This window comes from Asanoa sp. NPDC050611, from assembly GCF_040654855.1.
GTDB lineage: Bacteria > Actinomycetota > Actinomycetes > Mycobacteriales > Micromonosporaceae > Asanoa.
Genome location: NZ_JBFAIU010000278.1, coordinates 1 through 10411, shown reverse-complemented (window position 1 = coordinate 10411; position 10411 = coordinate 1). Strand labels below are relative to the sequence as shown.

9 protein-coding genes are annotated in these 10411 nt (G+C 70.2%); 6 read left to right on the top strand and 3 right to left on the bottom strand.

The features are described 5' to 3' along the window. Positions 1-1899 (bottom strand): bifunctional metallophosphatase/5'-nucleotidase (locus AB0H87_RS31270; RefSeq protein WP_360153670.1); only part of this gene is annotated, 1899 nt, incomplete at its 3' end. Positions 1900-2092: 193 nt separating this feature from the next. On the opposite strand from AB0H87_RS31270, the gene pcrA reads away from it, so the two are divergent. The 3 genes from pcrA to AB0H87_RS31255 all read left to right on the top strand — a co-directional run bounded on the left by pcrA (position 2093) and on the right by AB0H87_RS31255 (position 5143). Then, on the top strand, positions 2093-4498 hold the full coding sequence (pcrA, locus tag AB0H87_RS31265) for a DNA helicase PcrA (RefSeq protein WP_360153667.1): 2406 nt from the start codon (positions 2093-2095) through the stop codon (positions 4496-4498). Positions 4499-4562: 64 nt separating this feature from the next. Continuing rightward, complete coding sequence (locus AB0H87_RS31260; protein ID WP_360153673.1) at positions 4563-4883, top strand: peptidyl-tRNA hydrolase; 321 nt, start codon at positions 4563-4565, stop codon at positions 4881-4883. Then, on the top strand, positions 4880-5143 hold the full coding sequence (locus AB0H87_RS31255; protein WP_360153664.1) for a hypothetical protein: 264 nt from the start codon (positions 4880-4882) through the stop codon (positions 5141-5143). Before AB0H87_RS31260 ends, AB0H87_RS31255 begins: the two co-directional genes overlap by 4 nt. A gap of 182 nt (positions 5144-5325) precedes the next feature. Here AB0H87_RS31255 and AB0H87_RS31250 read toward each other — a convergent pair whose 3' ends face one another. Both AB0H87_RS31250 and AB0H87_RS31245 read right to left on the bottom strand, forming a co-directional pair. Continuing rightward, positions 5326-6195 carry a M23 family metallopeptidase gene (locus AB0H87_RS31250; protein WP_360153661.1) on the bottom strand — a complete coding sequence of 290 codons (870 nt, stop codon included), beginning with the start codon at positions 6193-6195 and terminating at the stop codon, positions 5326-5328. Between the two features lie 292 nt (positions 6196-6487). Further along, entirely contained in the window at positions 6488-7198 is a 711-nt protein-coding gene (locus AB0H87_RS31245) for a M23 family metallopeptidase (protein ID WP_360153658.1), read from the bottom strand. A gap of 349 nt (positions 7199-7547) precedes the next feature. Between AB0H87_RS31245 and AB0H87_RS31240 the strand changes: the two genes are divergently transcribed. The 3 genes from AB0H87_RS31240 (at position 7548) to sucD (ending at position 10349) form a co-directional block, all read left to right on the top strand. Beyond that, positions 7548-7952, top strand: coding sequence for a cobalamin B12-binding domain-containing protein (locus AB0H87_RS31240; protein ID WP_203700132.1), 405 nt, complete (start codon positions 7548-7550; stop codon positions 7950-7952). A gap of 328 nt (positions 7953-8280) precedes the next feature. Continuing rightward, positions 8281-9459, top strand: a complete 1179-nt coding sequence (gene sucC / locus AB0H87_RS31235; protein WP_360153655.1) for an ADP-forming succinate--CoA ligase subunit beta — start codon at positions 8281-8283, stop codon at positions 9457-9459. Between the two features lie 2 nt (positions 9460-9461). After that, complete coding sequence (gene sucD, locus AB0H87_RS31230) at positions 9462-10349, top strand: succinate--CoA ligase subunit alpha (RefSeq protein WP_360153652.1); 888 nt, start codon at positions 9462-9464, stop codon at positions 10347-10349. Positions 10350-10411 lie beyond the last annotated feature (62 nt).

Below are 10411 nucleotides of genomic sequence, written 5' to 3'. Positions count from 1 at the left end.
ACCGGTAGGCTCGGCGCATGTCACCGGGGGCCGCACTTGGGGTCGATTTCGGGACCTCGCACACGGTGGCCGTGGTGCGCTGGCCCGACGGTCGCCCGGTGCCACCGGTGCGTTGGCGCCGAGGTAGCCGACCAGCGCGTCGACGTCGAAGCCGGGCGCCGTGGTGCGGTTGGTGCCCGCGGTGAGGTTGGTGAAGCCGTCACCACCGTTGGCGAGGAAGTCGTTGGTGGTGAGCCGGTAGCTGGCCGCCGGGTCGATCGGGGTGCCGTTCAGCGCCATCGCGCTCACCCGCGAACCCGCCGGCAGGGTCGTGTCGTACGTGTACGTGAAGCCCGCCGACACCTGCAGGACCCGCTGGGTGGTCTGCCCGCCGAAGCCGACGAACTGCTGCTCCAGCACGTTCTTGATCTGCGCCCCGGTCACCGTCTGGGTGACGACCAGGTTGTTGAACGGCTGCACGGTGAACGCCTCGCCGTAGGTGACCTGGCCGGGGTCTTCGTCGCCGGGGGAGTTGGCGAACGTGAGCGGCGCCCGGATGCCGCCGGGGTTCATGAAGGCGATCTGCGCGCCAGCTCCCTGGGTCCAGGCGAGCTGGGCGTCGGCGATCACGTCACCGAGCGGGCTCTCCTGGTTGGGCCGCACGTCGCGGACGATGTCGGCGGTGATCGCGCCGACCACCCGGTTGGCGATCGGGCTGACCGCGGTGCGGTACTTGTCGGCCAGCTCCTTCGCCGCCGGGTCGACGAGCGCCGGGTTGAGGACGAAGGTGCGGTCGGCGTTGGTCTGGTAGGTGCCGTCGGCGTTGCGGACACCGTTCTCGGCGATCACGTTGCGCGCGGTGATCTCGGCGAACTTGCCGGTCTTCTTGTCGAGCGAGTAGTCGATGTCGGTGACGAGCTGGCCGTTGGTCCCGGCGCTGGTGACCACGACGTCCTGCCCCGACGAGTTCGGCAGCTTGCACGAGTAGAAGCGGTGGGTGTGGCCCGAGACCACGATGCCGTACTCGGGGCGCAGGCCCTTGACGATGTCGACGACCGGCCCGGAGAAGTTGTTGCAGCCGTCCACCGGCTGCGGGGTGCCGGACTGGCCGCCGCCCTCGTGCAGCAGCAGCACCATCGACTTGACGCCGAGCAGGCGCAGCAGCGTCGCGTACTTGTTGGCGGTCTCGATCTCGTCCTTGAAGTTCACGTCCTGGATGCCGGCCGGGTTGACGATGCCCGGGGTGCCCTCGAGCGTCATGCCGACGAAGCCGACCGGCACGCCGTCCACGATCCGGATGTTGAACGGCAGCAGCAGCGGCAGGTTGAGCCGCTTCGTGACGACGTTGGCGGCGAGGTAGGTGAAGTCGGCGCCGCGGAAGGGGTCGCCGTCCTGGCAGCCGTCGACGGGGTGGCAGCCGCCGTACTGGAGGCGCTTGAGCTCGTCGGTGCCCTCGTCGAACTCGTGGTTGCCCACGGAGGTGATCTCCATGCCCATCACGTTGAGCATCTCGATCGTCGGCTCGTCGTGGAACGCGGCGCTGACCAGCGGGGACGCGCCCACCATGTCGCCGGCGCCGACGGTCGTGCTGAGGCGGCCCTCGCCGCGGGCCTCGGCGCGCAGTCGCTTGACCGCGGTGGTCAGGTATTCGGAGCCACCGGCCGGGACCCCGTTGACGGCGGCACCGGACCCGGCGGGCGGGTCGATGGAGCCGTGGAAGTCGTTGAACCCGAGGAGGTTGCCCTGGGCCAGCTTGGCGCCCGGCGAGTGCCCGAAGGACACGGCGACGGGCTGCAGCGCCGGCGCGGCGGCGGCCGGCGACGACGGGCCGGCCGCTGGCAGGGCGACGATCACCCCGAGGGTGAGGGCCGGTGCCGCGAGGTAGCGCAGCCACCGGCTAGGTCGACTCGTGATCGGCATGTCACATCCTGTGTGATCGATCTGGGCGTCACCCGGACGGGGAGACGCGACAGAGGTCATCGTTCACTTTCGGGCGACAAGACACCAGGGGTGGCCGATGACGGCAGGGTGTCGGATAGGGATCCGCGGGGGCGTCGGCACGCAGCGCCGCCGCCGGAAGTTGTCGGACGGTCGGAATAGACTTCGCGGTGCGATGCGTGCTCTCTTCGAACTCCCAGACTCCGACCGTGGCCCGGCCGTGCTCGCTGCCGACGACAGCCGGCCGCGGCGACCCAAGCTCGACCCCGAAGCGCTGGTCGCCGGCCTCAACGGCCCGCAGCGCGACGCGGTGACCCACGCGGGCTCACCGCTGCTGATCGTGGCCGGCGCGGGCTCGGGCAAGACCCGGGTGCTCACCCACCGCATCGCCTACCTGCTCGCCGCGCGCGACGTGCACCCGGGCCAGGTCATCGCGATCACGTTCACCAACAAGGCCGCCGGTGAGATGAAGGAGCGGGTCGCCGCGCTGGTCGGTGGGCGGGCGCGGCTGATGTGGGTGTCGACGTTCCACTCCGCGTGCGTGCGCATCCTGCGCGCCGAGCACGAGCACGCCGGTCTCAAGTCGACGTTCTCCATCTACGACGCCGACGACTCGCGCCGGCTGATGCAGCTCGTCGCCCGCGAGCTCGACCTCGACCCGAAGCGCCATCCCGCCCGTGGCCTGGCCGCGCAGGTGTCGAACCTCAAGAACGAGCTCGTCGACCCGGAGACCTTCGCCGAGCGGGCGAAGGGCCCGATGGAGCGTGCCGTCGCCGAGGCCTACACGCTCTACCAGCGCCGCCTCAAGGAGGCGCACGCGCTCGACTTCGACGACCTGATCATGACGACCGTGCACCTGTTCCAGTCGCACCCGCACGTCGCCGAGACCTACCGCCGCCGCTTCCGGCACGTGCTGGTCGACGAATACCAGGACACCAACCACGCGCAGTACGTGCTCATCAAGGAGCTGGTCTCCGGCACCGAGGGCCTGGAGCCGGCCGAGCTGTGCGTGGTCGGCGACGCGGACCAGTCCATCTACGCCTTCCGCGGCGCGACGATCCGCAACATCCTCGAGTTCGAGCGCGACTACACCGACGCCCGCACCATCCTGCTCGAGCAGAACTACCGCTCGACCCAGACGATCCTCAACGCGGCCAACGCGGTGATCAGCCGCAACCCGTCCCGCAAGCCCAAGCGCCTGTGGAGCGACCAGGGCGCGGGCGAGAGCATCGTGGGCTACGTCGCCGACACCGAGCACGCCGAGGCCGACTGGGTGGCCCGCGAGATCGACCGGCTCACCGACGACGCCGGCGCGCGCCCCGGCGACGTCGCGGTCTTCTACCGGACCAATGCGCAGTCCCGGGTGTTCGAGGAGGTGTTCATCCGCGTCGGCCTGCCCTACAAGGTGGTCGGTGGCGTGCGCTTCTACGAGCGGCGCGAGGTCCGCGACGCGCTCGCCTACCTGCGCTCGATCGTCAACGACGACGACACGGTCAGCATCCGCCGCGTCATGAACACCCCGCGCCGCGGCATCGGCGATCGCGCCGAGGGCGCGGTGGAGGCCCTGTCGAGCCGGGAACGCATCTCGTTCGGCGCGGCGATGCGGCGCGCGAGCGAGGCGCCCGGCATCTCGACGCGCGCGGTCAACGGCATCGCCGACTTCGTGGCGCTGCTCGACGGCCTGCGGGAGCTGTCGGAGACGTCCCCGCCGGAAGAGGTCCTCGAGGCGGCGCTGACCCGCTCCGGTTACCTCGCCGAGCTGGAGGAGAGCACCGACCCGCAGGACGCCGGCCGCGTGGAGAACCTGCAGGAACTGGTCTCGGTGGCCCGCGAGTTCACCGAGCGGGTCGAGGGCAACGACGAGCGGGCGACGCTGGCGGGCTTCCTGGAGCAGGTGGCCCTGGTCGCCGACGCCGACCAGGTGCCCGCCGACGACCCCGACCACCAGGGCGTGGTCACCCTGATGACGCTGCACACGGCCAAGGGCCTGGAGTTCCCGATCGTCTTCCTGACGGGCCTCGAAGACGGCGTGTTCCCGCACATGCGGGCGCTGGGTGACAACACCGAGCTGGAGGAGGAGCGCCGGCTGGCCTACGTGGGCATCACGCGGGCGCGGCAGCGGCTCTACCTGTCCCGGGCGGTGACGCGGTCGGCGTGGGGTGCGCCGTCCTACAACCCGACGTCGCGGTTCGTCGCCGAGCTGCCGGAGGAGCTGGTCCGCTGGGAGCGGACGGAGGGTGCCTACACGTCGTGGTCCGGCACCGGGGGTGGCGTGGGCAACCGCGGCGCCGGGTCCGCCGGCGGCGGTGCGGCACGCGGTGGCGGCTTCTCCGGGGGCACGCCCAAGGCCGCGGCCCTGGCGGCCCGGTTGGGGATCGACGGCAGCAAGCTGTCGACCGCGAGCGAGCTGAAGCAGGCCGCGCCCAAGGTCGCGGTCGGCGACCGGGTCAACCACCAGCGATACGGTCTGGGTCGCGTGCTGGCGGTCGAAGGCCAGGGCCCGAGCGCCCGCGCGCAGATCGACTTCGGCGACCAGACGATGTGGCTGGTGCTGCGGCACGCACCCGTCGAGAAGCTGTAGGGGCTTGACCCGCCCACCTACCATCGAGGACATGCCGCACTATTAGGGCCCTCGACGGCTTTATCTGGTCACCCGGGGTGACCTCCCGCCCGGTGACCAGGCCGCCCAACTCGCGCACGCCGCCCTCGACTTCGCGGCGGCGCATCCCGAGACCGTCGACCGCTGGCGACGCACGTCCAACACCGTCGTGCTGCTCGCCGCGACCGACGAGCTTTCGCTGATCCGGCTCAACGCCGACGCCGCGGCGCGGGATCACCGCGTCGTGGCCGTCCACGAGCCGGACCTCGACGGCAGCCTCACCGCCGTCGCGCTCGAGCCGGCCGCCGGTCGGCTGGTCAGACACCTCCCACTCGCCCTCGCACGACGAGGGGAGGTGAACACATGACCCAGCACACCGACCCGCGGGCGGAGCTCGTCGAGCTGCGCGCCGAGCGGGACGCGCTCAAGGCGCAGCTCGCCGGCGACCTGCCCAGGGCCACCCGCTGGCTCCAGCGGAAGGTCTGGCGGCAGGCCGAGGCCCTGGCCCTGCTGAACCAGCGCGTCGTGAACCAGCGGTTCGTCCTGCGGACGCTGGACGAGCTCGGCCGGTCGCTCAGCGCCGAAGAGCTCCGGGCTGCAACCAAGGCCGACGCCACGGCGTCCTAACCAACAAGGGGTGGGCGGTCCTGGGGGACGCCCACCCCGGCCGGCCCCAGAAGCCCAACGGCGGGGCAGCCGCCTCTAAAGCGGCCACCAGCGGGTTCGACTCCCGCCTGGGGCGCGGAGACGACGATGGGCCCGGCTCCCGCAGGAGCCAGGCCCATCGTTTCCGGGGGGAGGGGGAAGCCTCAGCAGCCCTTGATCGGCACGCCCTTCGCCTTCAGGAACGGCGCGGGGTCGATCTGGTTCCACATGGCGCCCTGGTGCACCTCGAAGTGCAGGTGCGGACCGGTCGAGTCGCCGGTGGAGCCTTCGTAGCCGATGATCTGGCCGGCCTTCACCGTCTGGCCGACCTCGACCGCGGTGCGGTTCTGGTGGGCGTAGTGGGTGAAGTAGCCGTCGCCGTGGTCGATGACCACCGAGATGCCGTAGCCGGTGTACGCCCAGCCGGCGGCGATCACGGTGCCCGCCGCGGCGGCGCGCTCCGGGGTGTTCTCGGGCATCGCGAAGTCTATGCCCTGGTGGGGGACTCCCCAGCGCATGCCGAAGCACGAGGTGACCTCGGAGCCCGGCATCGGGGACGTCCAGCCGGCCTTCGAGATGGTCGGGCCGGCGGGCTTCGGCTTGGCGGTCGAGGCCTTGGGGGTGGCCTTCTTGGTCGCCGGAGCCTTCTTGGTCGACTTGGTGTCGTCCTTGTCCTTCTCCGCGGCCTTGGGGGTGGCGGCCGCGATGGTGGGGGTCACGGTCGGAATGGCGACCGGGGAGCGCAGAGCGCGGTCGGCACGGCTGGCGGCGTCAATGCGGGCCTGCTGGTCGGCCACCGCGATGGTGGTGGGGGACGTCGAGTCACCGTTACCCAGAGTAGCGACGGCGCCACCCGCGATGCCGAGGCCGAGCAGGCCGACAGCGGCCAGCGCGGCCACGCGACCACGGCCGACGAGCGACGAGCGCACGCGGTCGCGGAAGCCGAGCGGCGCCTGCGGCGTCGGCTCGATCTCGCCGTTCTGAGCGTGAAACTCCTGCTCCGGCTGTTGGTCGTACGGGTAGTTCGGATGCACGAGGGTGAACCTCCGTGGTTGTGCGGCACGGACCGGCAAATGGTTGTACGAGCGGTAATCAACGCGGCGACGGCTAGGCGTATGCCGTGTCGATGACCACGCTGAGTGAGGGCGGCTATGTCCCGATCTGGACCGCTACACCCCGGTACGCCGGCCGCCCGCGCGAGTGGCGGCGGTCACATCGGTCACTGTGGCGTAGGAAACTTTGCCGGTCGGCGGGCAGCAAAAAACCGCCCATCGCGATCGCGACGGGCGGTTCGACGGACAATACCCTGCGTGCAGGGCTTGCTACTCAGCCGTAGATTGAGGCGACCTGTAGCTGGATGTCCACTTCCCGCTCCTTGAGGAACGGGATCGGGTCGGTGGACTCGCCGTCCACCTGCGTTTCGATGCAGAGCTGCGACCCGTAGGCGTGGCCGGTGCTGCCGACCAGACCGATCATGTCGCCGGCCTTGACCTCCTGGCCCTTCTGCACGAAGACCTGCCGGGCGTGGCCGTAGATGACCTCGGTGCCGTCGCCGTGGTCGATGATCACGGCCATCCCGTATCCACCGATCCAGCCGGCTTCCTTGACGACGCCGGCGTGCATCGCGGCGAACGGGGTGCCCTCGGGTGCGACCAGGTCGATCCCGGCGTGCAGCTGCTTGCCCTGCATGCCGTAGGGGTTCGTGAAGGTGTAGCCGGTGAGCGGGAGCTGCCAGACGTCCGAGGAGTCGGCGAGCGAGGTCGCCAACTTGTCCGCGGACCGGTCGTCGGACCGGGAGGCCTTCTCGGCGCTCTGGCCGCGCTCCTGGAGCGCGTTGTCGACCGCGGTGCCGTGCAGGGCGTCGAGGACCTGGGGGTCGACGGCCTTGGCGTCCGGCATCGCGCTGGCGCCGAGGGCGACCACGCCGGCGCCGACGAAAGCACCGGTGACGACGATCGCGTAGCGGCTGCGAGGCGGGGTAGGGACGCGTCGCCGGCCGCGATAGCGGTCCTTCTCAGACGACAAGCGCTGGCGCACGCACACCCTCCGTTGTCGGAACAATGGGGCGGCCGCGGCGTTTGCTCACGGGGGGTGAACGCCGGTGATCCGCAGTGCCATTCCGGGGGGAACGGATTGGCAGCCGTGGGACACGGTAGCCAACCCTTAAGCGACTCTCAAGTTGGACGAGCGTTTCGCGGACAATAAGTCCGACCGTCCGCAGTGGATTGCCTGATTTCGTAACCTTTTGTGGGGAGCCTCGTTAATAGCTCTCCGTCACATCGAGCGTTACTTATTGTCATGTGGCGCGCCGGACCCGGTGTCGCCCCTAGGGGCTCGACCGGGTTACCGTTCGTTCAGGCAACGTAGCCCTGTGGAGGACTGACTCATGAGTGCACGTGTGCGGGTTGTGGTGGCCAAGCCGGGCCTGGACGGGCACGACCGGGGCGCCAAGATTGTCGCGCGCGCGTTGCGCGACGCCGGCATGGAGGTCGTCTACACAGGTCTGCACCAGACGCCGGAGCAGATCGTCGAGACCGCGATCCAGGAGGACGCCGACGCGGTCGGCCTGTCCGTCCTGTCGGGCGCGCACATGACGCTGTTCAAGCGCGTTCTCGAACTGCTCGAATCCCGCGGCGCCGGTGACATCGTCGTGTTCGGCGGGGGCATCATTCCCGAAGCGGACATTCCCGAATTGCAGCGAATGGGCGTGGCGAAGATCTTCACGCCGGGCGCACCAACCCAGACCATCGTCGACTGGGTCCGCGAAAACGTCGCGCAACCGGTTGGCTGAATAGGCAGCAAAAAGGGAGAGGCCGGACGCACCCCTCACACGCCCGGCCTCTCTATGCACGATGCCCCGCCGCCACCCCTCGACCGACAGGGCATCGGCCGTCTTCGTCGGCTTTGTCGCTTGCGTGCCGACACTCACATCAACGACGCCCTTATCCGGCGGTTACGCGCCATCTCAGAAATTTCCGGGAAGCCGGACCCTGTGGAGTGCCGCACACCGGCGACCCGGCCGGGTTGCCGACGCGGCGGGCGTGGATAGGCTCCCCTCAAACACCAGAATGGGCGCGGCGCAAGGGTGCGCCGGCCAGATGAGGACGGGACGCGTAAACGTGGACCTGTACGAGTACCAGGGGCGCGATCTCTTCGAGCGACACGGGCTCCCCGTGCTCGCCGGTGGTGTCGCCGAGACCCCGGAGGAGGCCCGCGCGATCGCCGAACGCCTCGGTGGCCGCGTGGTCGTGAAGGCCCAGGTCAAGGTCGGTGGCCGCGGCAAGGCCGGCGGCGTGAAGCTGGCTGACGGGCCGGAGGAGACGCATGCCCGGGCCACCGACATCCTCGGCATGGACATCAAGGGCCACACGGTCCACAAGGTGATGCTGGCCGAGACGGCCGACATCGCCGAGGAGTACTACTTCTCCTACCTGCTGGACCGCGCCAACCGCACGTTCCTGTGCATCGCGAGCGTGGCCGGCGGCATGGACATCGAGCAGGTCGCCGCGGAGACGCCCGACAAGGTCGCCAAGGTCGCCATCGACGCCAACAAGGGCGTCGACGTCGCGACCGCGAAGGAGATCGTCGCCAAGGCGCAGTTCCCCGCCGAGGTGGCCGACGAGATCATCGAGATCGCGATCAAGCTGTGGCGGGCGTTCGTCGCCGAGGACGCCACGCTGGTCGAGGTCAACCCCCTCGCGAAGGTGGCCGGCGGCCGGGTGCTCTGCCTCGACGCCAAGGTGACGCTCGACGAGAACGCCGGCTTCCGGCACCCCGACCACGAGGCGCTGGTCGACCAGAGCGCGGTCGACCCGCTGGAGCGGGCGGCCAAGGAGAAGGACCTCAACTACGTCAAGCTCGACGGCGAGGTCGGGATCATCGGCAACGGCGCGGGCCTGGTCATGTCGACGCTCGACGTCGTCGCGTACGCGGGCGAGGCGCACGGCGGGGTCAAGCCGGCCAACTTCCTCGACATCGGCGGCGGCGCGAGCGCGGCCGTGATGGCCAACGGCCTCGAGATCGTGCTGTCCGACCCGAGCGTGAAGAGCGTGTTCGTCAACGTCTTCGGCGGCATCACCGCCTGCGACGAGGTCGCCAACGGCATCATCCAGGCGCTGGCGCTGCTCGAGCAGCGCGGCGAGGCGGTCACCAAGCCGCTGGTCGTCCGGCTGGACGGCAACAACGCCGAGGCCGGTCGGGCGATTCTCGACGGCGCGGCGAACCCCCTCGTCGAGCGGGTGGACACGATGGACGGTGCGGCGCAGCGTGCCGCCGAGCTCGCGGCTGCGGGGGTCTGACGATGGCAATCTGGCTGACCAAGGACTCGAAGGTCATCGTGCAGGGGATGACGGGCTCCGAGGGTTCCAAGCACACCCGCCGGATGCTGGCGGCCGGCACCCACGTGGTCGGCGGCGTCAACCCGCGCAAGGCGGGCCAGACCGTCGACTTCGACGGCACCGCGCTGCCGGTGTTCGCGTCCGTCGCGGACGCGATGAAGGAGACCGGCGCCGACGTGTCGGTCATCTTCGTGCCGCCGCAGTTCACCAAGGCGGCCGTGGTCGAGGCGATCGACGCCGCGATCCCGCTGGCCGTGGTGATCACCGAGGGCGTGCCGGTGCACGACACCGCCGCGTTCTGGGCCTACAACGTCGAGAAGGGGCAGCAGACGCGGATCATCGGGCCGAACTGCCCGGGCATCGCGTCGCCGGGTGCGTCCAACGCGGGCATCATCCCCGCCGACATCACCCCGGCCGGTCGCATCGGCCTGGTCAGCAAGAGCGGCACGCTGACCTACCAGCTGATGTACGAGCTGCGCGACATCGGCTTCTCGACCAGCGTCGGCATCGGCGGTGACCCGGTGATCGGCACGACCCACATCGACGCGCTGGCCGCGTTCCAGGACGACCCCGAGACCGACGCGATCGTCATGATCGGCGAGATCGGCGGCGACGCCGAGGAGCGCGCGGCGGCGTTCATCAAGGAGCACGTGACCAAGCCGGTCGTCGCCTACATCGCGGGCTTCACCGCACCGCCCGGCAAGACCATGGGTCACGCCGGCGCGATCATCTCGGGTTCGGCCGGCACGGCCGACGCGAAGAAGGTGGCGCTGGAGGCGGCCGGTGTCCGCGTCGGCAAGACGCCGAGCGAGACCGCACGCCTGATGCGCGAGATCATCCAGAGCCGATAACGGCATTCGGCGGTACGGGGGACGGCGCGCTTCTGCGCCGGCCCCCGTTCCGTCGCTGATTC